At 73.7% G+C, this 22368-nt stretch carries 20 protein-coding genes; 1 reads left to right on the top strand and 19 read right to left on the bottom strand.

Going from position 1 to position 22368, the window contains the following annotated elements; genetic code table 11:
- Positions 1–10: 10 nt before the first annotated feature.
- The 19 genes from atpD to argS all read right to left on the bottom strand — a co-directional run bounded on the left by atpD (position 11) and on the right by argS (position 21364).
- Complete coding sequence (gene atpD / locus AB6N24_RS03000) at positions 11–1498, bottom strand: F0F1 ATP synthase subunit beta (protein WP_258723899.1); 1488 nt, start codon at positions 1496–1498, stop codon at positions 11–13.
- Between the two features lie 59 nt (positions 1499–1557).
- Positions 1558–2451, bottom strand: coding sequence for a F0F1 ATP synthase subunit gamma (locus tag AB6N24_RS02995; protein ID WP_412867948.1), 894 nt, complete (start codon positions 2449–2451; stop codon positions 1558–1560).
- 3 nt (positions 2452–2454) lie between these two features.
- Positions 2455–4083, bottom strand: coding sequence for a F0F1 ATP synthase subunit alpha (atpA, locus tag AB6N24_RS02990; RefSeq protein WP_183296640.1), 1629 nt, complete (start codon positions 4081–4083; stop codon positions 2455–2457).
- A 78-nt stretch (positions 4084–4161) separates the two neighbouring features.
- Positions 4162–4977 carry a F0F1 ATP synthase subunit delta gene (locus AB6N24_RS02985; RefSeq protein ID WP_412867947.1) on the bottom strand — a complete coding sequence of 272 codons (816 nt, stop codon included), beginning with the start codon at positions 4975–4977 and terminating at the stop codon, positions 4162–4164.
- Complete coding sequence (locus AB6N24_RS02980; protein WP_412867946.1) at positions 4977–5561, bottom strand: F0F1 ATP synthase subunit B; 585 nt, start codon at positions 5559–5561, stop codon at positions 4977–4979. The genes AB6N24_RS02985 and AB6N24_RS02980 overlap by 1 nt, the downstream gene beginning before the upstream one ends.
- Entirely contained in the window at positions 5558–5800 is a 243-nt protein-coding gene (gene atpE, locus AB6N24_RS02975; protein ID WP_412867945.1) for an ATP synthase F0 subunit C, read from the bottom strand. Before atpE ends, AB6N24_RS02980 begins: the two co-directional genes overlap by 4 nt.
- An 88-nt stretch (positions 5801–5888) precedes the next feature.
- The gene (gene atpB / locus AB6N24_RS02970; RefSeq protein ID WP_412867944.1) at positions 5889–6686 is read right to left on the bottom strand and encodes a F0F1 ATP synthase subunit A; all 798 of its coding nucleotides are present in this window, start codon (positions 6684–6686) and stop codon (positions 5889–5891) included.
- A 107-nt stretch (positions 6687–6793) separates the two neighbouring features.
- On the bottom strand, positions 6794–7270 hold the full coding sequence (locus AB6N24_RS02965; RefSeq protein ID WP_412867943.1) for a Cg1360 family ATP-synthase-associated protein: 477 nt from the start codon (positions 7268–7270) through the stop codon (positions 6794–6796).
- The gene (locus AB6N24_RS02960; protein WP_412867942.1) at positions 7267–8604 is read right to left on the bottom strand and encodes a glycosyltransferase family 4 protein; all 1338 of its coding nucleotides are present in this window, start codon (positions 8602–8604) and stop codon (positions 7267–7269) included. Before AB6N24_RS02960 ends, AB6N24_RS02965 begins: the two co-directional genes overlap by 4 nt.
- A complete protein-coding gene (locus tag AB6N24_RS02955; RefSeq protein WP_412867941.1) occupies positions 8601–9539 on the bottom strand; it encodes an L-threonylcarbamoyladenylate synthase in 939 nt (312 codons plus the stop codon). The genes AB6N24_RS02960 and AB6N24_RS02955 overlap by 4 nt, the downstream gene beginning before the upstream one ends.
- A complete protein-coding gene (prmC, locus tag AB6N24_RS02950) occupies positions 9536–10474 on the bottom strand; it encodes a peptide chain release factor N(5)-glutamine methyltransferase (RefSeq protein WP_412867940.1) in 939 nt (312 codons plus the stop codon). Before prmC ends, AB6N24_RS02955 begins: the two co-directional genes overlap by 4 nt.
- Positions 10471–11559 carry a peptide chain release factor 1 gene (gene prfA, locus AB6N24_RS02945; RefSeq protein ID WP_412867939.1) on the bottom strand — a complete coding sequence of 363 codons (1089 nt, stop codon included), beginning with the start codon at positions 11557–11559 and terminating at the stop codon, positions 10471–10473. The genes prmC and prfA overlap by 4 nt, the downstream gene beginning before the upstream one ends.
- A gap of 208 nt (positions 11560–11767) precedes the next feature.
- Positions 11768–12010, bottom strand: a complete 243-nt coding sequence (gene rpmE, locus AB6N24_RS02940; protein ID WP_412867938.1) for a 50S ribosomal protein L31 — start codon at positions 12008–12010, stop codon at positions 11768–11770.
- A gap of 185 nt (positions 12011–12195) precedes the next feature.
- Positions 12196–14247 carry a transcription termination factor Rho gene (rho, locus tag AB6N24_RS02935; RefSeq protein ID WP_412867937.1) on the bottom strand — a complete coding sequence of 684 codons (2052 nt, stop codon included), beginning with the start codon at positions 14245–14247 and terminating at the stop codon, positions 12196–12198.
- A gap of 396 nt (positions 14248–14643) precedes the next feature.
- A complete protein-coding gene (gene thrB / locus AB6N24_RS02930; protein WP_412867936.1) occupies positions 14644–15714 on the bottom strand; it encodes a homoserine kinase in 1071 nt (356 codons plus the stop codon).
- Positions 15715–15725: 11 nt separating this feature from the next.
- A complete protein-coding gene (gene thrC, locus AB6N24_RS02925) occupies positions 15726–16817 on the bottom strand; it encodes a threonine synthase (protein ID WP_412867935.1) in 1092 nt (363 codons plus the stop codon).
- The gene (locus AB6N24_RS02920) at positions 16817–18103 is read right to left on the bottom strand and encodes a homoserine dehydrogenase (protein ID WP_412867965.1); all 1287 of its coding nucleotides are present in this window, start codon (positions 18101–18103) and stop codon (positions 16817–16819) included. Before AB6N24_RS02920 ends, thrC begins: the two co-directional genes overlap by 1 nt.
- Positions 18104–18332: 229 nt before the next feature.
- Positions 18333–19688, bottom strand: a complete 1356-nt coding sequence (gene lysA / locus AB6N24_RS02915; protein ID WP_412867934.1) for a diaminopimelate decarboxylase — start codon at positions 19686–19688, stop codon at positions 18333–18335.
- On the bottom strand, positions 19685–21364 hold the full coding sequence (argS, locus tag AB6N24_RS02910) for an arginine--tRNA ligase (protein ID WP_412867933.1): 1680 nt from the start codon (positions 21362–21364) through the stop codon (positions 19685–19687). Before argS ends, lysA begins: the two co-directional genes overlap by 4 nt.
- A gap of 257 nt (positions 21365–21621) precedes the next feature.
- Here argS and AB6N24_RS02905 point away from each other — a divergent pair, with 257 nt between their 5' ends.
- Entirely contained in the window at positions 21622–22275 is a 654-nt protein-coding gene (locus AB6N24_RS02905) for a FadR/GntR family transcriptional regulator (protein ID WP_412867932.1), read from the top strand.
- The last annotated feature ends 93 nt before the right edge of the window (positions 22276–22368 follow it).

Raw genomic sequence — 22368 nt, 5'->3', positions numbered from 1 at the left:
GACCCAGGCGTCAGACGCCGTAGTCCTTCTGGATCCGGGCCCAGTTGCGCTCGAGGTCCTCGAGGCCGCCGATGTTGAAGAACGCCTGCTCGGCGATGTGGTCGAACTCGCCGTCCGCGATCCGCGAGAACGCCTCGACGGTCTCCGCCACCGGGACCGTCGAACCCACGACGCCCGTGAACTTCTCGGCCATGTAGGTGTTCTGCGACAGGAACTGCTGGATGCGGCGCGCCCGGGCGACGACGGTCTTGTCCTCCTCGGACAGCTCGTCGACACCGAGGATCGCGATGATGTCCTGGAGCTCCTTGTTGCGCTGCAGGATCGACTTCACGCGCGTGGCCGTGTCGTAGTGCGCCTGCCCGACGTACCGCGGGTCGAGGATGCGGCTCGTCGACGCGAGCGGGTCGACCGCGGGGTACAGACCGCGCGAGGCGATCTCACGGCTGAGCTCCGTCGTCGCGTCGAGGTGCGCGAACGTCGTGGCCGGCGCGGGGTCGGTGTAGTCGTCCGCGGGGACGTAGATCGCCTGGAGCGACGTGATCGAGTGACCACGCGTCGAGGTGATGCGCTCCTGCAGCTGACCCATCTCGTCGGCGAGGTTCGGCTGGTAGCCGACCGCGGACGGCATGCGGCCGAGCAGCGTCGAGACCTCCGAGCCGGCCTGCGTGAACCGGAAGATGTTGTCGATGAAGAGCAGCACGTCCTGCTTCTGCACGTCGCGGAAGTACTCCGCCATCGTCAGCGCGGACAGGGCGACGCGCAGACGCGTGCCCGGCGGCTCGTCCATCTGGCCGAAGACGAGGGCCGTCTTGTCGAAGACGCCCGCCTCCTCCATCTCGACGATGAGGTCGTTGCCCTCACGGGTGCGCTCGCCGACACCGGCGAACACCGACACACCACCGTGGTTCTGGGCGACGCGCTGGATCATCTCCTGGATGAGGACCGTCTTGCCGACGCCCGCACCACCGAAGAGGCCGATCTTCCCGCCGAGCACGTACGGCGTGAGCAGGTCGATGACCTTGATGCCGGTCTCGAACATCTGCGTCTTCGACTCGAGCTGGTCGAAGGCCGGGGGCTTGCGGTGGATGGGCCAGCGCTCGGTGATCTCGAGCTTCTCGCCCTCCTCGAGGTTGAGCACCTCGCCGATCACGTTGAAGACGCGGCCCTTGGTCACGTCGCCGACGGGGACGCTGATCGGCGCACCCGTGTCGCGCACGAGCGCACCGCGGACGAGGCCGTCCGTGGGGCGCAGCGCGACGGCGCGCACGAGCGAGTCGCCGAGGTGCTGGGCGACCTCGAGCGTCATCGTGAACGAGCCGTCCTGCTCGCCCTCGCCCTGCGAGGACAGGTCGATGTCGACCTGGAGCGCGTTGTAGATGTCCGGGATCTGGTCCGACGGGAACTCGATGTCCACGACGGGGCCGATGACCCGGGCGACGCGACCCACTCCGGGCGCGCCCGGGTCGGTCGCCGTGGCGTCGACGGTGGTGGCGGTCATGTCCTGCCTCGCTTCGCTCGTCCGGAGCGGACTCCGGCGTGGTCTGGGTCGTGCTGGTGTCAGGAGGCGAGCGCGTCGGCGCCCGACACGATCTCGCTGATCTCCTGGGTGATCTCTGCCTGGCGGGCCTGGTTCGCGAGCCGCGTGTACATGCGCACGAGGTCCTCGGCGTTCTCGGTCGCCGTGTGCATGGCCCGCTGGCGGGCGGCGAGCTCGGAGGCGGCCGCCTGCAGCATGCAGCTGTAGATGCGGCTGCGGACGTAGCGCGGCAGCAGCGCGTCGAGCACGGCCTCCGGGCTGGGCTCGAAGTCGTACAGCGGCAGCGCGTCGCCCTCGCCGGCGGGGGCGACGCCCTCGACGACCTCGAGCGGGAGCATGCGGATGACCCGCGGCCGCTGCGTGACCATGTTGACGAACTGCGTGTACACGACGTGCAGCTCGCCGACCCCGCCGGCCTCGGCCGGGGCGTCGAACGCGCTCAGGAGCGTGTCGGCGATCTCGTCGGCCACGTCGACCTGCGGCGCGTCCGAGCCGCCCTGCCACTGCGCCGCGAGCTCACGGCGCCGGAAGGTGTAGTAGGACACCGCGCGACGCCCGGAGACGTAGAGCGCGACCTCCTTGCCCGACGCCTGGAGCCGCTCGACGAGCCGCTCCGTCTCGCGGATGACGCTCGCCGAGTACGCGCCGGCCATGCCGCGGTCCGACGCGATGAGCAGCACGGCGACGCGGTTCGTGTCGGTGCGCTCGGTCAGCAGCGGGTGCGACGTGGTCGAGTGCGTCGCGAGCGCCGAGACGGCACGCGTGATCGCCCGCGAGTACGGCGTCGCCTGCGCGACCCGGCCCCGCGCACGCCCGATGCGGGACGCGGCGATGAGCTCCTGCGCCCGGAACATCTTCTTGAGCGCCTGCGTCGACTTGATCCGCTGCTTGTAGACGCGCTGGGTACCGGCCATCGGTCAGGCCTTCTTCTGACGGACGATCTGCTCCTGCTCGACCGGCACGGACTCACCCTCGTCGTCCCCGCCGACGAGCGGCGAGCCGTCGCCCTTCAGGAAGCCGTTGCGGAAGTCGTCGATCGCCGAGGACAGCGCTGACTCGGTCGCCTCGTCGAGCTTGCCCGTCGACGCGATCGTGGTCAGCACCTCGCTGTTGCGGCGCAGGTGGTCCAGCAGCTCCGTCTCGAAGCGGCGCACGTCCTCGACCGGGACGTCGTCGAGCTTGCCCTTGGTGCCGGCCCAGATCGACGCGACCTGGTCCTCGACCGGGTACGGGCTGTACTGGCCCTGCTTGAGCAGCTCCATGAGGCGCGCGCCACGGGTCAGCTGCGCACGCGACGCGGCGTCGAGGTCCGAGGCGAACATCGCGAACGCCTCGAGCGAGCGGAACTGCGCGAGGTCGAGCTTCAGCGTGCCGGAGACCTGCTTCATCGCCTTGACCTGCGCGGCACCACCGACGCGGGACACCGAGATGCCGACGTCGACGGCGGGGCGCTGGTCGGCGTTGAACAGGTCCGACTGCAGGAAGATCTGGCCGTCGGTGATCGAGATGACGTTGGTCGGGATGTACGCCGAGACGTCGTTGGCCTTCGTCTCGATCATCGGCAGACCGGTCATCGAGCCGCCGCCGAGCTCGTCCGAGAGCTTGGCGCAACGCTCGAGCAGGCGGGAGTGCAGGTAGAAGACGTCACCGGGGTACGCCTCGCGGCCCGGCGGGCGGCGGAGCAGCAGCGACACGGCACGGTAGGCCTCGGCCTGCTTCGACAGGTCGTCGAACACGATGAGGACGTGCTTGCCCTGGTACATCCAGTGCTGGCCGATGGCCGAGCCGGTGTACGGGGCGAGGTACTTGAAGCCGGCCGGGTCGGACGCCGGCGACGCGACGATGGTCGTGTACTCGAGCGCACCGGCCTCCTCGAGCGCGCCACGCACCGCGGCGATGGTCGAGCCCTTCTGGCCGATCGCGACGTAGATGCAGCGGACCTGCTTGGTCGGGTCGCCCGACTCCCAGTTGGCCTTCTGGTTGATGATCGTGTCGATCGCGATCGCCGTCTTGCCCGTCTGGCGGTCGCCGATGATGAGCTGACGCTGGCCGCGGCCGATCGGGATCATCGCGTCGATGGCCTTGAGGCCCGTCTGGAGCGGCTCGTGCACGCTCTTGCGGTGCATGACGCCGGGCGCCTGCAGCTCGAGCGCGCGGCGACCCTCCGTGACGAGCTCGCCGAGGCCGTCGATCGGCTCGCCGAGCGGGTCGACGACGCGGCCGAGGTAGCCGTCACCGATCGGGACGGAGAGCACCTCGCCCGTGCGGCGGACCTCCTGGCCCTCCTCGATGCCGGTGAACTCACCGAGCACGACGACGCCGATCTCGCGGACGTCGAGGTTGAGCGCGAGGCCGAGCGTGCCGTCCTCGAAGCGCAGCAGCTCGTTGGCCATGCAGCCGGGCAGACCCTCGACCTGCGCGATGCCGTCGCCCGCCAGGGTGACCCGGCCGACCTCTTCGGTGACCGCACCGGTGGGCTCGTAGGACTTCACGAAGCTGTCCAGCGCGGAGCGGATGTCCTCCGGCCGGATCGTCAGCTCAGCCATTGCTTCTCTCCTGTCGTGTCGCACGCGGGTCGCGTGCGGGTCGAACGCGTTCTGGGGACGGGGCGCGGAGCGCGGCCGTCAGCTGGCAAGTCGGCGCCGCGCGTCGGCGAGCCGGGACAGCACCGTCGAGTCGACGACCTCGGCCCCGACCTGGATGCGCAGGCCGCCGAGGACGTTCTCGTCGACGATCACGTTGAGCTGGACCGGCTGCCCGTACGCACGCTCGAGGATGCCCTCGAGCCGGGTGCGCTGGACGGCCGTGAGCTCGGTCGCCGACGTGGCCGTCGCGACGAGCCGGTTGCGACGCTCGGCGACCAGGTCGCCGATGTGCCCGAGCGTCGTCACGAAGTGCCGGCCGCGCGGCCTCTGCGTGGCACGCCGCGCCAGGAGCGCCGCCGCCGGGGTCGCCCCACCCGCGAGGATCGCGTCGAGCAGACCCACCCGGGCGGCGGGAGTCGACGTCGCGTCGTCGGACAGGATCCGCCGCACGTCCCGCTGACCGGAGAGCGAGCGCGTGAGGCGGAACAGGTCCTCCTCCACGCGCTCGAGCGTGCCCGTCGCCTCGGCGGACGCGAGCACCGCCTGGAACGCGAGGTGCTCGACCGCCTCGGTGAGGTCGACGTCCGCCGACCAGCGCGCCCGGACCAGCTCCTGCGCGACCGCGACGGTGCTCGTGTGCGCGCCCTGGAGCACGTGCGCGACCAGCTGGGCCTTCGCGTCACCGTCGGCCGACGGGTCCGCGAGCGTCCGGCGCAGCGCGCCGGACGAGTCGAGGGCGTCGACCAGGGCGAACAGCTGCTCGCCCAGCGTCGCCGACTCGACGCCGGCAGCACGGAGGACCGGCTCGAACCGGTTCTCCACGCTCCGCAGCGACGCCTGACTCGTCCCGCGCATCAGTTCCCCTTACCGGCGTTCGCCGTGGTGCTGGCCTCGAGCTCGTCGAGGAAACGGTCGACGACGCGCGACTGGCGCGCGGTGTCCTCGAGCGACTCGCCGACGATCTTGGAGGCGAGCTGGGTCGCGAGCGCCCCGACGTCGGCACGCAGCGAGACCGACGCCTGCTGGCGCTCCGCCTCGATCTGGCGGTGCGCGGTCTCGACGATGCGCGCCGCCTCCTCCTGCGCCTTGGTGCGGGACTCGGCGACGATCTGCCCGGCCTCGGTGCGCGCGTCCTCGCGGATCTTCGCGGCCTCGGTCCGGGCGTCCTGGAGCTGCTGGTGGTACTCGGCGAGCGCCGCAGCGGCCTCGGCCTGAGCCGACTCGGCCTTCGCGATGCCGCCCTGGATCAGCTCGGTGCGCTTGTCGAGCACGACCTGGAACTTCGGCAGGACGTACTTGTAGAACACGACCGCGATGATCGCCAGGACGATGGTCGACCAGAAGATGTCGTAGAACTCGGGGATGAGGAGCTGGATGCCCTCGACGGACTCTCCCTCAGCGGCCGAGATCAGGGCCGCCGACGTCGCGGCGGTGATCACTGGAAGAGGAACCCGGTGATGAGGCCGAGCAGGCCGAGGACCTCGACGAAGCCGATACCGATGAACATCGTCGTCCGGAGCTGGCCGGCGACCTCGGGCTGGCGCGCGATGCCCTCGATCGTCTTGCCGATGAGGATGCCGAGGCCGATACCGGGGCCGATCACCGCGAGGCCGTAGCCGATCGTCGCGACGTTGCCCGAGACCTCGGCGAGGACGGTGGTGGTTTCCGCAAGTGCCACGGTTGCTCGTTCCTTCCGTTGGGCGCCAGGCCGGTCGGCCGGACGCTCGTTCGTGGGTGGGGGTCGAGCGACCCCCGGGGGGTGTGGGTCAGTGCTCGTCTTCGATGGAGAGGCTGAGGTACACGGCCGTCAGCACCACGAAGATGTACGCCTGGAGCGCGGCGACGAAGACCTCGAAGAGCGTCAGCGCGAAGCCGGAGACGAAGGTCAGGGCCCCGAACACCTTCATGGCGCCGGTGGCCTCGAAGATGAAGAACTGGGTGGCCGAGAAGCACAGGACGAGCATGAGGTGACCGGCGACCATGTTGGCCATGAGTCGCAGCGCGAGCGTGGCGGGCCGCAGGATGAACACCGTCAGGAACTCGATGGGCGTCAGCAGCACGTACATGAACGTCGGGACGCCGGGCGGGAACAGGCTCATCTTGAGGAACCCGCCGACGCCGTGGGCCTTGACGCCCGCGCCGAGGTACATCACGTAGACCCAGAGCGCCAGCATGACCGGCACGCCGATCAGCGACGACCCGGCGATGTTCAGGCCCGGGATGATGCCCGTGAGGTTGAACGCGAGGATCGCGAGGAAGAGCGTCGTCAGCAGCGCGACGTACTTGTGCGCCTTCGCCTTGCCGATGATCTCCTCGGCGACGTTGACGCGCACGAAGTCGAGGAGCATCTCGGCGACGTTCTGCCCGCGGCCGGGGACGAGCTTGGCCCGCTTGGCTGCGAGGACGAAGACGATGATCAGCACCGCGGCGGCGATCAGGCGCACCATCTGGAGCCGGTTGAACTCGAAGAAGGTGCCCTCGAAGAGGATGGGCGCCGGGAAGAAGTCGGCGATGGACGGCGCGTGGAACCCGCTCTCCTCCTCGGTGGCGAGGGGGGCGATCATCGCGAGGCTGGACAGTGCGAGCTCCTGGTGGTCAACGGTGCCGGGCGGGCCGCATCAGTGCGGGCATGCCGTAGGAACCTGGCCGTCATGGATGGGTGAAGCCTAACCTATGAACCCGCGCCTTCCGGACCGCGGTCCGCGGGCTCGACGTACGGGATCCGGCCGTTCGTGACCGCCCGGTAGTCGAGCAGCGCGGAGCCCAGGACGCCCACGAGCAGCACGACCGCGAGGACCGTCCGGTCGTAGAACTCCAGGTCGCGGAGCACCGCGAGGACCACGATCACGACGATCACCTTGCCGAGCCAGGCACCCATCACGACGCCCGCCATCGCCTGCGGGCTCGCGTGCGCGGTGCGCAGCATCGAGACCACGGTCGTGCCCGAGAAGACGAGCGCGAGGCCCACCCCGATGAGGGCGCCCCAGACGCCGGCCGAGCCCGCGACGAGCCACCCGATGCCCACGCCGAGCACCGAGAGCGCCGCGAGCAGCACGAGCATGTCGCGCAGCGCGCGACGGAAGACGGCGTCGGCCGCCGCGGAGGACGACGGGCGCGCGGGCGTGGGCTGGGGGTCCGAGGACGTCATGGGCGCTTCTCCGGGGTCGGGTGGCCGGCCGGGGGCCGGGCGGGGCCGGGGGTCGTGGTCGTGGTCGTGGGGCGGCCGGGGCCGACGGTCGTGCGGGTCGCGGCACGGTGGTCCGCGGACCGGGTGCCGGTCGCGTGCGCGTCGGGTGCGGGCGTGCCGGTCGCGGGTGGGACCACCGGCGTCACCCCGGTGACGATGGGCTGGGCGCCGCCGTCCTTGCCGCGCAGCGGCCCGAGCGTCAGCAGCGCCGCCGCGACCATGCCGACGCCGAGCAGCCACAGCGCCTGCGTCGTCGACAGCACCACGAGCGACGCGGTGCCGAACGCGAAGACGACCGTCCAGATCCACATGATCCCGACGGCGCTGCGGTGCGAGTGCCCGAGCGAGAGCAGGCGGTGGTGCAGGTGCATGCGGTCCGGGTGGAACGGGGACTTCCCCGCACCCACGCGCCGGACCACGGCGAGGCCCATGTCGAGCAGCGGGAGCAGCAGCACCGCCACGGGCAGCAGGATCGGCACGAAGACCGGGATCTGCTGCCGCGGCAGGAGCGCGGCGCCGTCGTTCGCGGGGAGCGCGGACGCGTCGAGCTGGCCGGTCAGGATGATCGTCGCCGCGGCGATGACGAGACCCAGCAGCATCGACCCCGAGTCGCCCATGAAGATGCGGGCCGGGTACACGTTGTGCGGCAGGAACCCCACGCACATCCCGACGAGCACCGCGAGCACGAGCGTCGCGAGGTTGGCGTAGTTCCCGCGGCCGCCGTCCACCGTGAGGATCGTCAGCCAGTACGAGTACAGGAAGAATGCCGTGCCGCCGATGCCGATCATCCCGGCGGCGAGCCCGTCGAGCCCGTCGACGAAGTTCACGGCGTTCATCGCCACGACGACCACGAGCACCGTGAGCGCCTGCCACACCCGCTCGGAGCCGATCACCACGTCGCCGAAGATGGGGAGCTGGAAGAGCAGCACGCCCTGCCAGGCCATGAACCCGGCCCCGAGCACCTGGCCGACGAGCTTGGTGACCCAGTCGAGGTCCCAGATGTCGTCCGCGACGCCGAGCAGGCACACCGTCGTGGCGCCGCCCGCGAGGCCCCAGATGGGGCGCGGGTCGGTGAACACGCTGCTGAGGAACGGCAGGCCGCTCGCGACCGTGAGCGCGACGAGCAGCCCGACGAGCATCGCCAGGCCCCCGAGGCGGGGAGTCGGGATCGCGTGCACGTCGCGGTCGCGCACCGCGGTGATGGCCCCGAAGCGCAGCGCGCACCACCGGGCGAGCGGCGTCATGAGGTAGGTCGTCGCCGCCGAGACCAGCAGGAGGAGCAGGTAGACCCTCACCGGCCCGGTTCACCGCCCGGCTGCGGGGCGTCGTCGGCGGGGTCGTCGGACGGCGGGGACGACGCGCGCCCCGCGGACGGCTTCACCGTCGAGACGGGCAGGGTCGCGGCCGGCGCGGCGTCGTCCGCTGCCGCGCCCGTGGTCGCGGCGCCGCTCGTCGCGGCACCGCTGGTCGCGGCACCGGTCGACCCGGCGTCGACCGTCGCGACCCCGCTCGTCCCGGCGTCGGGCGTCGTGGCCCCGGCAGCCGTCGCCTCGGGCGCGACGGCGCCCGGTGCCGGTGCGGGGGCCGGGCCCTCGACCGGCGCGACCGTGCGCAGCTCCTCGAGGCCGATCGCACCCTCGCGCACGACGCGCAGCACGTCGCCGGTCGCGTCCACGATGGTCGACGACACCCCGCCGGGTGCCTCTCCCCCGTCGAGGAACACGGGCACGCGCGCGCCGAGCTGGCGGTACGCCTCGCGCACGTCGGTGCCCGCGGGCTTGCCGGTGCGGTTCGCGCTCGACACCGCGAGCGGTCCCGTGCGGCGCAGCAGCTCGAGCGCGACGGGGTGGTCGGGCACGCGCAGGGCGACCGTCCCGTGCGTCTCTCCGAGGTCCCACGCGAGCGACGGCTGCGCGCGGACGATGAGCGTCAGCCCGCCGGGCCAGAAGGCCTCCGCGAGGGCGCGCGCGGCGTCGGGCACGGAGGTCGCGAGGCCGTCGAGGGTGCGCAGGTCGGGCATGAGCACGGGCGGCGGCATCTGCCGCCCGCGCCCCTTGGCGTCGAGCAGCGCCTGGACGGCCGCCGGGTCGAACGCGTCGGCGGCGATGCCGTAGACCGTGTCGGTGGGCAGCACGACGAGGTCGCCGCGTCCGAGCGCCTCCACGGCGGCGTCGAGCGACGGCCCCCACGTCGCGGGGTCCGTCGCGTCCTTGATGCGCAGCAGGCTCACGGCTGCGAGTCTCCCACGGAGGGGCCGGGCGCCATGCCGTCCAGCCGGTCAGGATCTGCGCGCCGGGCGAGCACCATCCGGGCGCGGCCGGTGAGGTCGGGCGCGGTCCCGACCCCGGTGAACGCGCGCGTCGCCTCGACCGTCGCGCGCGCCGCGGCGTCCTGCACCTCGGCGTGCTCCATGACGAGCAGACCGCCGGGCTGCAGGAGGCGTGCGGCGGCCGCCACGATCCCCCGCGGGACCTCGAGCCCGTCGGCGCCGAGCCCGTAGAGCGCCACCGCAGGGTCGTGGTGCGCGACCTCGGGGTCGACCGGGACCGCGCCCGGCGGCACGTACGGCGGGTTCGACACGACGACGTCGACCGTCCCGTCGAGGGCGCGCAGTGCCGTGCGCGCGTCGCCGCGGTGCAGCCGGACGCCCGGGGCCAGGGCTGCGACGTTGCGCGCGGCCCAGGCGTGCGCCGCGGCGTCGAGCTCGACCGCGTGCACCACGGCGCCGGGCACCTCGACGGCCACGGCGACCGCGATCGCCCCCGAGCCCGCGCACAGGTCCACGACGAGCGCCGAGCCCGTGCGGGCCAGCACGGCCGCGGCCTCGCGCACCGCGTGCTCCACGACCTGCTCGGTCTCGGGTCGCGGGACGAAGACACCGGGCCCGACGGCGAGCTCGACGCCCCGGAACGGCGCGCGCCCGGTGAGGTGCTGGAGCGGCTCGCGCGCGGCGCGACGGCCGACGAGCTCGGCGTACCCCTCGGGCGCCGGCCGGCCGAGCAGCGCCGCCGTCTGCACCTCGCCGCGGCTGACGTCCCGCCCCGACGCGGACCGCAGCAGGTGCGCCGCGAGCAGCTCGGCGTCGACGCGCGCCGACCCGATGCCGGCGGCGGCCAGGGTGCGCTCGGCGTCCCGCAGGGCGGTCGCGAGCGTCGTCGTGCTCACGCGCCCGCGGCGGCCAGCCGGGCCGCCTCGTCCGCCTCGATCGCCGAGCGCACGACCGCGTCGAGGTCGCCGTCGAGCACGACGTCGAGGTTGTACGCCTTGTAGCCCGTGCGGTGGTCCGCGATGCGGTTCTCCGGGTAGTTGTACGTCCGGATGCGCTCGGAGCGGTCGACCGTGCGGACCTGCGACCGACGCGCCTCGCTGGCCGCGGCCGCGGCCTCCTCCTGCTTCGCCGCGAGGAGCCGCGCACGCAGGACGCGCATCGCCTGCTCACGGTTCTGCAGCTGCGACTTCTCGTTCTGCATCGACACGACGATGCCCGTGGGCACGTGCGTGATGCGCACCGCGGAGTCGGTGGTGTTGACCGACTGGCCGCCCGGCCCGGACGAGCGGAACACGTCGATCCGCAGGTCGTTGGGGTCGATCCCGACCTCGGCCTCGTCGTCCGCCTCGGGGAGCACGAGCACGCCGGCGGCCGACGTGTGGATGCGGCCCTGGGACTCCGTGACGGGGACGCGCTGCACCCGGTGCACGCCGCCCTCGTACTTGAGGCTGGCCCACACGCCCTGCGCGGGGTCGGTCAGCGCGCCGCGGGCCTTCACCGCGACCTGGACGTCCTTGTAGCCGCCGAGGTCCGACTCCGTGGACTCGATCACCTCGGTCTTCCAGCCGCGGCGCTCGGCGTAGCGCAGGTACATGCGCAGCAGGTCTCCCGCGAACAGCGCGGACTCCTCCCCGCCCTCGCCGGCCTTGATCTCGAGGATCACGTCGCGCGCGTCGTCGGGGTCGCGCGGGACGAGCACGCGGCGCAGGCGCTCGGCCGCGGCGGCGGCGGTCTCCTCGAGCGCGGGCAGTTCCGCGGCGTACGCGTCGTCCAGCCCGGCGAGCTCGCGCGCGTCGGCCACGTCGTCGGTCGCGGCGCGGTACGCCCGGTAGGCGGCGACGACCTGGCCGAGCTCGGCGTAGCGCCGGCCCAGCTTGCGGGCGCGCCCGGCGTCGGCGTGCACCCCGGGGTCGGCGAGCTGGGTCTCGATCTCGGCGTGCTCGGCGAGCAGCGGCTCCGCTGCGGCGAACGGGTCGCTCATGCGGGCGCCTCCTGGCGTGACGTGCGGGGGTGTCGGACGTGCGCGCTCCCCCGGTGGGCGGGGGGGCACGGCGTGCGAGGGCTGGTGGTGCCCGGGGACCGGCTCGTCCGCCGGGCATCACGCCCTGGGCAGACGAACAGCGCCGGTGCCCCGCGCGGACACTGCCATGGAGGGCAGTCGTCCGCCGGGCACCGGCGCTGTCAGGTCGCTACTCGGCCGAGGTGTCGGCGGCCGGCGCCGCGGCCGGCTTCTTGCCGTAGCGCGCCTCGAACCGGGCCACGCGGCCACCGGTGTCGAGGATCTTCTGCTTGCCCGTGTAGAACGGGTGGCAGGCGCTGCACACGTCGGTGCGGATCTGGCCCGAGGTCTCGGTGGACCGGGTCGTGAACGTGTTCCCGCAGGTGCAGGTCACCTGGGTGACCACGTACGCGGGGTGGATGTCAGACTTCACAGGGTTCTCCTCGCTGGGTCGTCTCCGGGTCGTGCACGCGAACCGCACACGTGAACCGCAGACCAACGGAACATTGTGCCAGAACACAGCGGAGGCCGGAAACCTTCCCGGACCCGCCGCCGTCCTCTCGCGGGGTCGTGACGACCCACGTGCGCCGCACCCGGTCCGGGCGCGGCGCACGTGCGTCAGTCGTTGTTGCCCGTGCCGGGCGTCGTCTTCTGCACCTGCATGAGGAACTCCGCGTTCGAGCGGGTCTCGCGCAGCTTGCCGAGCAGGAGCTCGATCGCCTGCTGCTGGTCGAGGGCCCCCATGACGCGGCGGAGCTTCCACACGATCTTGAGCTCGTCGGACCCCATGAGGATCTCCTCGCGGCGCGTGCCCGAGGCGTTGACGTCGACCGCCGGGAAGATGCGCTTGTCGGCGAGGTTCCGCGAGAGCCGCAGCTCCATGTTCCCGGTGCCCTTGAACTCCTCGAAGATGACCTCGTCCATCTTGGAGCCGGTCTCCACGAGCGCCGACGCGAGGATCGTGAGCGAGCCGCCGTGCTCGATGTTGCGCGCCGCACCGAAGAACCGCTTGGGCGGGTACAGCGCCGAGGCGTCGACACCGCCCGAGAGGATGCGGCCCGACGCGGGCGCCGCGAGGTTGTAGGCGCGCGACAGCCGCGTGAGCGAGTCGAGCAGCACGACGACGTCCTGGCCGAGCTCGACGAGGCGCTTGGCCCGCTCGATGGCGAGCTCCGCGACGATCGTGTGGTCCGACGCGGGGCGGTCGAACGTCGAGGCGATGACCTCGCCCTTGACCGTCCGCTCCATGTCCGTGACCTCCTCGGGGCGCTCGTCGACGAGCACGACCATGAGGTGGACCTCGGGGTTGTTCGTGGTGATCGCGTTGGCGATCTGCTGCATGATGATCGTCTTGCCGGCCTTGGGCGGCGACACGATCAGACCGCGCTGGCCCTTGCCGATCGGCGCGACGATGTCGATGACGCGCGGCGTCAGCTTGTTCGGCTCGCTCTCGAGGCGCAGGCGCTCCTGCGGGTACAGCGGCGTGAGCTTCGAGAACTCGGCGCGCTGGCGCGCCTCCTCGGGCGGCAGGCCGTTGACCGAGTCGAGGCGCACGAGCGCGTTGAACTTGGCCCGCGCGGCGTTGCCCTGCGGCAGCTGCTCGCCCTCGCGCGGCTGGCGGACGGCGCCGGTGACGGCGTCACCGCGGCGCAGGCCGGCCTTCTTGACCTGGCCGAGCGAGACGTACACGTCGTTCGGGCCGGGCAGGTAGCCGGTCGTGCGGACGAACGCGTAGCTGTCGAGGATGTCGAGGATCCCGGCGACGGGCAGCAGGACGTCGTCCTCGCTGACCTCGATCTCCTCGTACCCGGCGAGGTCGCTGCCCGGGGCCCGGCCACCGCGGCCGCGCTGCGGCTTGGTGCGGTCACGGTCGCGGTAGCGGTCGCGCGAGCGCCGCCGACGGCCGCCTCGCTCGTCGTCCTCGAGGAGCGCCTGGTTGCCGGCGGCCTGGCTCTGGTCGCGGTTCTGCCGCGGCTGGCCGTCGCGCTGCTGACCCTCACGCTGCTGCGCGCCGTCGCGCTGGCCGGCGTCACGCTGGCCGCCGTCGCGCTGCTGCCCGCCGTCACGCTGCTGGCCGCCCTGCTCGACCTCGGGACGCACCTCGACGTCGGCACCGGCCTCGACGCGCGGCGCACCGGCGCCACGCCCCGACCGGCGCGAGCGCCGCTCACCCGCGAGCGGCGCGATGGCCTCGGCGGCCCGTGCCGCCCGCTCGTCCCGGGTCTCCCCCGCGAGGCGCGCGTCGAGCGTGCGCTCGACGGCCTCGAGCCGGGCGTCGACACGGACGGGGACGTCACCGTCCGGGGCGTTCCGCTCGGCGGGCTCCGCCTGGTCGACGCGCGGGGCCTCCTCCCGACGGCTCGCGCGGCGACCGCCGCTGCGCGCCGCGCGGGCGGGCTCAGGGGAGGTCTCGGGCGCGCTCTCCGCGGTGACCCCCGCGAGCGTCGGCTGCTCGGCAGCCGGCTGCGCCTGGGGCGCCGGCGCGCGGCCGCCCGAGCGCTTGGTCTTGATGGCGTCCACGAGGTCGCTCTTGCGCATCTTGGACGTCCCGGTCACGCCGAGCTCGGCGGCGAGCGCCTGGAGCTCGGGCAGCCGCAGTGCCGAGATCGCGGCGCTGCGGCTCGATCCACCGGTGCTGGCGCTCACGGCGGACTCGATGGTGTCTGTCACGAAGGACCCTTCCCCCTCGTCGGTGGCACTCACCCGGTCTGCGGGTTCGGCCTACGTCCGGTCCTGAGCGGCCGGATCGTTGCTGGAGCCACACGCGCTGCGTACGACGACGTCTGCGCACGTGGGCTGGATCGCTCCCGGCTGGGCTCGCGGGTGCCCGTCGCGCACCCTCGAGGCTGAGGTGTGCGGGTGTGGAGAGACGGGAACGTGACGGAGCACGAGATCCGGGGAACAGCGTTATCGTACCACCGCGTGTGATATCGCCCGCTCCTGGACACATGTTCACCCGACCGGGTGGCGGCCCGCTCGTCGCCCGCTCGGCCGGGGTCGCGAGAGCGGTCCGGCGCGGTCCCGGCACCCCGCGAGGACGACGCCGGAGTCCGCGCGGGCGAGACCTCAGCCGACGGGCCAGGCGCTCCCGCCGGCGAGGTCGACGTCCGGGCGCAGCACGGTCCAGCCACCCATGACGCCCCCGAACGCGTCGTCGACCACGGCGTCCGCGTCGGTGCCGACAGCCGTCCCCGCGGCGTCCCGCCGCACGCGTGCGAGCGCGAGCACCGTCGGCCCGGCGCCGGAGACGACCGCCGCGACGCCGTGCGCCCGCAGCGCGTCGACGAGCGCGAGGCTGTCCGGCATGACGTCGCGACGGTAGGGCTGGTGCAGCCAGTCGCGGGTCGCGGGCAGCAGGAGGTCGGGGCGGCGCGCGAGCGCCTCGACGAGCAGCGCCGCACGCCCGGCCTGCTGGGCGGCGTCGGTGTGCGGGACGCTCGCCGGCAGCACGCCGCGGGCGCGGCGCGTCGACAGCTCGGTCGCCGGGACGACGACGAGCGGGGCGACGTCCGGGTGGAGGTCGAGGCGGACCGCGCGGGGACGGTCCGGACGGGCCGCCGGCGAGGACGACGTCGCGGTCCGTGCGTCGCGACCGTCGGTGCCGTCCGGTCGGACGACCCCGGCACCCGCGCCGCGGCCCGCGTGCCCGCCCGGCGCCCGCTCGTCCGCGCTCTCGAGCCACGCGATCGTCGCACCGCCGAGCAGCGCCGGCGCGGCGTTGTCCGGGTGGCCCTCGAGCTCGGTCGCGAGGCCGAGCACGGTGTCGTCGTCGAGCGCCTCGGGGTCCGCGAGCAGCGCACGCGCGAGCAGGAGCCCGCCGACCGCGGCGGCCGCCGACGAGCCGAGCCCCCGCCCGTGCGGGATGCGGTTGGTGCACGTCAGGTGCAGGCCGGTCTGCGAGGCACCGACGTGGTCGAGCGCGAGCCGCAGCGCGCGCACCACGAGGTGGTCCTCGCCGCGCGGCACCGAGTCGGCGCCCTCCCCCGTCACGTCGACCACGACGCCCGACGAGCCCAGCGCGCGCACCTCGAGGTCGTCCTGCAGGCCGAGCGCGAGCCCGAGCGCGTCGAAGCCGGGGCCGAGGTTCGCGCTCGTCGCCGGGACGCGCGCGCGGACGTGGTGGTGACCGAGGCGCATGGTCGCGCGGCTCAGGAGAGCTCGAGCGCGTCGGCGATCGACACGACGTCCGCGCTGACGCGCACGGGCACGATCTCCGAGCCGTCGGCCGTCTTGAGCGCCCACTGCGGGTCCTTGAGGCCGTGGCCCGTGACCGTCACGACGATGCGCGCGCCCGCCGGGACCCGGCCCTGCTCCGCCAGCATGAGGATGCCCGCGACGCCCGCGGCCGAGGCGGGCTCGACGAACACGCCGACCTGGCTCGACAGGATGCGGTGCGCGGCGAGGATCTGCTCGTCGGTGACGGCCTCGATCAGGCCGCCCGAGGTGTCGCGCGCCTCCTCCGCCTGCTGCCACGACGCCGGGTTGCCGATGCGGATCGCGGTCGCGATGGTCTCGGGCTGGTCGACGGGGTGGCCCGAGACGATGGGCGCCGCGCCGGCGGCCTGGAAGCCCCACATCGCCGGGGTGCGCGTCGCGACGGCGCCGTGCTGCTCGCCCGCGTCGAGCCCCGCGTACTCGCGGTAGCCGCGCCAGTACGCCGTGATGTTCCCCGCGTTGCCGACGGGCAGCGCGTGGATGTCGGGCGCGTCGCCGAGCGCGTCGACGACCTCGAACGAGCCGGTCTTCTGACCCTCGATGCGGTCGGGGTTGACCGAGTTGACGAGCTCGACCGGGTACACCTCGGCGAGCTTGCGGGCCGCGACGAGGCAGTCGTCGAAGTTGCCGTCGACCTGGAGCAGGCGCGCGCCGTGCGCGATGGCCTGGCTGAGCTTGCCCATCGCGATCTTGCCGTCCGGCACGAGCACCGCGCACAGCATCCCGGCCGCCGTGGCGTAGGCCGCGGCCGACGCCGACGTGTTGCCGGTCGACGCGCACACGACCGCCTTGGCGCCGCGCCCGGCCGCCGACGAGATCGCCGTGGTCATGCCGCGGTCCTTGAAGGAGCCGGTCGGGTTCATGCCCTCGACCTTGAGGAGCACCTCGGCGCCCGTGAGCTCGGAGAGCGCCGGCGCGGGGACGAGCGGCGTGCCGCCCTCCCCGAGCGTGACGACCTTGCGCTGCACGTGCTCGGGCAGCCGGTCCGCGTACTCGGCGATGATGCCTCGCCACTGGTGGGCCATCAGACTCCCTCGACTCGCAGCACGGACAGCACCCGGCGGACCGCCTCGTGCTCGGTGATCGCGGCGACGGTGGCCGCGAGCGACTCCTCGGACGCCTCGTGCGTCGTGATGATCAGGCGCGCGAGACCGTCGCCGCCGTCGGGCCCCAGCGGCGCGGGCGCCTGGCGGACCGCCTCGATCGAGACGCCGTGGTCGGCGAGCAGCGCGGCGACCTGCGCGAGCACGCCCGGGCGGTCCTGCACGTCGAGGCGGACCTGGTAGCGCGTGCGCGCCGACGACGCGGGCAGCACGGGCAGTCCGGCGTACGACGACTCGACCGGGCCCTTGCCGCCGAGCACCCGGTGGCGCGCGGCCGAGACCACGTCGCCGAGCACCGCGGACGCCGTGGGGGCGCCACCCGCGCCGCGGCCGTAGAACATGAGCTCGCCCGCGGCCTCGGCCTCGACGAACACCGCGTTGAACGCCCCGCGGACCCCCGCGAGCGGGTGCGCGACCGGGACGAGCGCGGGGTGCACGCGCACCTGGACGCCCTCGTCGCGGCGCTCCGCGATCGCGAGCAGCTTGATGACGTAGCCGGTGCGCTCGGCCCACGCGACGTCGTCCGCGGTGATCGCGGTGATGCCCTCGCGGTCCACGTCGTCGATGGACACGCGGGTGTGGAACGCGAGCGAGGCGAGGATCGCGGCCTTCGCGGCGGCGTCGAAGCCCTCGACGTCGGCGGTCGGGTCGGCCTCCGCGTACCCGAGCGCCTGCGCCTCCTTGACGGCCTGGTCGAGGTCGAGCCCCTCGGTCGTCATGCGGTCGAGCACGTAGTTGGTGGTCCCGTTGACGATGCCGAGCACGCGGCGCACCCGGTCGCCCGCGAGCGACTCGCGCACCGGGCGCACGATCGGGATCGCGCCCGCGACGGCGGCCTCGAAGTACACGTCGACGCCCGCGGCGTCCGCGGCGGCGTACAGCGTCGGGCCGTCCTGCGCCAGCAGCGCCTTGTTGGCCGTGACCACCGACGCGCCGTGCTCGATCGCGCGCAGCAGGAGCGAGCGCGCGGGCTCGATGCCGCCGACGACCTCGATCACGACGTCGGCGCGCGTGACGAGCTCCTCGGCGTCGGTCGTGAGCAGCGCCGGGTCGACGACCGCGTCGCGCGGGGTCGCGGTGTCGCGGACGGCGATCCCGACGACCTCGAGCCGGGCCCCGGTGCGGGCGGCGAGGTCGTCGGCCTGGGTCGTCAGGAGGCGCACGACCTCGGTGCCCACGACGCCGCACCCGAGCACGGCCACGCGCAGCGGCGTCGCGCGGGGCTCGCCGGTGCGCTCGTCGGTCGGGGCGCCTGCCTGCCCGTCGGCTGCTGTCACTGCGTCGGCCTCCGCCTCGGGGCTGCGCCCGCTCGGTCGTTCCTGGGTGGTGCGTCGGTCTCGTCCGCCCGTCCGCCCGGGGCGGTGCGTGCTGCTCGGCACGCGCGCGCCGCGGGTCCGTCGGGCCGCGTCACAGGATAGGGGCCTGGCCGCCAGGCCCTCAGCCCTGGTCCAGCGCCAGCAGGTCGTCCTCGGTCTCGCGGCGGACGAGCACGCGGGTGGCACCGTCCGTCACCGCGACGACCGGCGGGCGCGGCACGTGGTTGTAGTTGGAGGCCATCGAGCGGCCGTACGCACCCGTCGCGGCGACCGCGAGCAGGTCGCCGGTCCGCACGTCGGCAGGCAGCTGCACCTCGTGGACCACGATGTCGCCGCTCTCGCAGTGCTTGCCGACGACGCGCGCGAGCACGCCGGGCTCGCTGCTCGTCCGGGAGACGACCTCCGCGTGGTACGCGGCGCCGTACAGCGCGGGGCGGATGTTGTCGCTCATGCCGCCGTCGACCGCCACGTACAGGCGCGTGCGGCCGTCGTCGAGCGCGACGGGCTTGACCGTGCCGACCGTGTAGAGCGTGCACGTCGTCGGCCCGACGATCGCCCGGCCCGGCTCGATCGACAGGCGCGGCAGCGGCGTGGACAGCTCCGCGCACACCGCGTCGACCGTCGACGCGAGGTCCTTGGCGACGCGGGCCGGGTCGAGCGGGACCTCCCCGGGCACGTAGGCGATGCCGTAGCCGCCGCCGAGGTCGACCTCGGGGACGAGGTAGCCGGTGTCGCGCGCGAGCTCGGCACGCAGCGCGAGGACCTTGCGGGCGGCGACCTCGAAGCCCGACGGGTCGAGGATCTGGGAGCCGATGTGCGAGTGGATGCCGAGCAGGTGGAGCTCGGGGAGCTCGAGCACGGCGCGCAGCGCGGCCATCGCGGGGCTCGTGCCACCGTCCGGGCCCGCGACGAGGGAGAGCCCGAACTTCTGGTCCTCGTGCGCGGTCGAGATGTACTCGTGGCCGCCGGCGTGCACGCCCGTCGTGACGCGCACCATGACCGGTGCCGGGCCGCCGCCGTGCGCGCGTGCCGCCGCCGCGACCCGCTCGACCTCGCCGAACGAGTCGACGATGATCCGGCCGACCCCCGCGGCGAGCGCACGCGCGAGCTCGGAGTCCGACTTGTTGTTGCCGTGCAGCCCGATCTCCGGGCCCGGCAGCCCGGCGCGCAGCGCGACCGCGAGCTCGCCGCCCGTCGACGTGTCGACGCGCAGCCCCTCCTCGTGGGCCCACCGCGCGACGGCGACCGAGAGGAACGCCTTGCCCGCGTAGTACACGTCGACGCCCGTGCCGAGCGGCTCGAACGCCGCGGCGAACGCGTCCCGGTACGCCCGGGCCCGCGCACGGAAGTCGGCCTCGTCGAGCACGTACGCCGGGGTCCCGTGCTCGGCCGCGAGCGCCCGCACGTCGACGCCGGCGACCGCGACGGAGCCGTCGGCCGTGCGGGCGACGCCGCTCGACCAGGGCGAGCCGGTCACTTGCGCTCGGGCGCGCTCACGCCCAGGAGCTCGAGGCCGTTCGCGAGGACCTGGCGGGTCGCGTCGTTGAGCCACAGCCGCGTGCGGTGCACGTCCGTGACCTCCTCGTCGCCCAGCGGCGTGACGCGGCGCAGCTCGTACCACTTCTGGTAGGCGCCGGCGACCTCCTCGAGGTACCGGGCGACGCGGTGCGGCTCGCGGAGCTCCGCGGCCTGGGTCACGACGCGCGGCAGCTGCGCGAGCAGGCCGAGCAGGACCGCGTCGGCCTCGTGGTCGAGGAGCGACGGGTCGAACCCGGCGGCACGGTCCACGCCGGAGTCCGCCGCGTTGCGCCCGACGCCCACGGTGCGGGCGTGCGCGTACTGCACGTAGTGCACGGGGTTCTCGTTGGTCGCGCTCGCGAGCAGGTCCAGGTCGATGTCGAGCTGCGAGTTCGCCGCCGAGCGCGCGAGGGCGTACCGGGCCGCGTCGATCCCGACCGCGTCGACGAGGTCGTCGAGCGAGATGATCGTGCCCGCGCGCTTGGACATCCGGACCGGCTCGCCGTCCTTGAGCAGGTTGACCATCTGCCCGATGAGGATCTCGAGGTTGACGCCCGGGGTGTCCCCGAAGGCCGCGCACATCGCCATCATCCGGCCGATGTACCCGTGGTGGTCCGCGCCGAGCATGATGATCGCGCGGTCGAAGCCCCGCTCGCGCTTGTCGAGGTAGTACGCCAGGTCGCCCGCGATGTACGCGGCCTCGCCGTCGGACTTGACGATGACGCGGTCCTTGTCGTCACCGAACTCCGTGGTCCGCAGCCACGTCGCGCCGTCGGTCTCGAAGATGTGCCCGAGCTCGCGCAGGCGGGCGATCGCGCGCTCGACGGCCTGCGACTCGTGCAGCGAGTCCTCGTGGAAGTACACGTCGAAGTCGACGCGGAAGTCGTGCAGCTTGGCCTTGATCTCACCGAACATGCGCTCGACGCCGCGCGAGCGGAACGCCTCGACCGCCTCGGCGTCGGGCAGCGTGCGGGGGTCGGGCTCGCCGGCCGCGAGCGCGTCCGCGACGACGGCCTCGGCGATGTCGGTGATGTACTGCCCGCCGTAGCCGTCCTCGGGGGCCTCCTCGCCGCGGGCCCGGGCGACGAGCGAGCGCGCGAACCGGTCGATCTGCGCGCCGTGGTCGTTGAAGTAGTACTCGCGCGTGACGTCGGCGCCCGACGCCTGCAGCACCCGGGCGAGCGAGTCGCCCACCGCGGCCCAGCGCACGCCGCCGATGTGCAGCGGGCCCGTGGGGTTGGCCGAGACGAACTCGAGGTTGATCCGCTGACCCGCGAGCGTCTCGCTGCGCCCGTACGCCGTGCCCTGCTCGACGATCGACCGGGCGAGCTCGCCGGCCGCCGCCGCGTCGAGCGTGATGTTGAGGAAGCCGGGACCGGCGACGTCGACCTTCGCGACGCCGGGGTGCTCGGCGAGCCGGCGCGCGAGCTCCTCGGCGAAGGCCCGCGGGTTGGTGCCGGCCTTCTTCGCGAGCTGCATCGCGACGTTGGTCGCCCAGTCGCCGTGCTCACGCTGACGGGGTCGCTCGACGTGGACCTCGGCGGGGACGAGCGCGGCGTCGAGGGCGAACGTGCCGTCGTCGACCGCGGCCACGAGGGCAGCACGGAGGGCCTGGGAGAGCTCAGCGGGGGTCACCGGCCCAGGGTACCGAGCGCGGGCCGGGCACCCCGACAGGATTCCGCCGGTCGGGCGCTCCCCGACGCCCGTTCCCGAGCCGCCGGGAGGCCGTCGCGGCCACCCGCGCACCCCGCCTCGCGCACGTACCGGACGCTCGTCCGGATCCGGGGGTCCCCGGTCCCTGGCGGTCACCACCGTGCACGGTGTTGACTGCACCGGCACTCGACCTGCGGCCCGCACCGCGGCAGGTCGTCACGGACGCGAAGAGGGACGGGATGACACGCCGCACCGGGCTGATCGACAACGCCGTCGACACGCTGCGCCAGCGCATCACCTCCGGCCAGTGGGCCGTCGGCACGCGCATCCCGCCCGAGCCGGCGCTCGCCGAGCTCCTCGGGGTCGGGCGCAACACGGTGCGCGAGGCCGTGCAGTCGCTCGTGCACGCCGGGCTGCTCGCGCGGCGGCAGGGCTCGGGCACCTACGTCCTCTCGACGTCCGAGCTCGCGGTGACGATGGGCCGCCAGATCGCCGACGCCCGCCAGCGCGACGTCGTCGAGGTCCGGCGCAGCCTCGAGGTCGAGGCCGCGCGGCTCGCGGCCCGGCGACGCACCGCCACGGACGTCACGACGCTCGAGCGGCTGCGCGAGCAGCGCGCGGTCGCGTACGCGGGCGGCGACCTCGACGAGATGGTGAGCACCGACCTCGCGCTGCACCTCGCGATCGCGCGCGCGGGCCGGAACCCGGTGCTGCTCTCGCTGTACGAGAGCCTGATCGACGCGATCAGCGAGAACATCCGGTTCAACTTCGAGCGCCCCGCGCTCGGCGACGCGGGGCACGACGACCTCGTCGCGGCGATCGTGGCCGGCGACGAGGAGACCGCGATGACCGAGGTCGAGACGTACCTGTCGGCGCTCGTCGGGCGCGGCTGACCCACCGGCACCCGGCTGCGCCGGCCCGCCACCCGGGCCGGGCCGCCCGACGGCTCCGGGTACCGCCCGTCCGAACCGCCGGGGCGTCGGGGC

The organism is Cellulomonas jepli, from assembly GCF_047229345.1.
Taxonomy (GTDB): Bacteria; Actinomycetota; Actinomycetes; order Actinomycetales; family Cellulomonadaceae; genus Cellulomonas_A.
This window is presented reverse-complemented; position numbering and strand designations above follow the sequence as displayed.